This window comes from Bacillus sp. mrc49 (genome assembly GCF_002803435.1).
The window spans coordinates 1-346 of the sequence record NZ_PHNG01000305.1 but is presented as its reverse complement, the minus strand read 5'-3'; the positions used below and the strand labels follow the sequence as shown (position 1 = coordinate 346).

At 42.8% G+C, this 346-nt stretch carries 1 protein-coding gene; it reads right to left on the bottom strand.

Annotated features, from left to right (window positions below):
* Positions 1 to 346 (bottom strand): LLM class flavin-dependent oxidoreductase (locus CVN76_RS02075; RefSeq protein WP_157805464.1); only part of this gene is annotated, 346 nt, incomplete at both ends.

Sequence of the window (346 nt, the reverse complement as noted above, 5' to 3'; positions counted from 1 at the left end):
GAAGCCCTGCTTTTAACATCTAAATAAAATGCTTGAGCCTCTGCCAATGTTGCTTGACCGGTAAATACGGCATCCGCTTCTTTCGCCGCTAAATTTTTCCCATCTTCTGATGAACCAGCTTGGATAATGATTGGGCGTCCTTGCTTCGATCGACCAATGTTAAGCGGTCCTTGCACAGAGAAAAATTCACCTTGATGATGTAATGGATGTAATTTCCCTGGGTCAAAGAAGACACCTGATTGCTTATCACGAATGAAGGCATCATCTTCCCATGAATCCCATAATCCTTTCGCCACTTGGAGATATTCAGCTGCAATTTTGTATCGTTTAGGATGATCTGGATGTT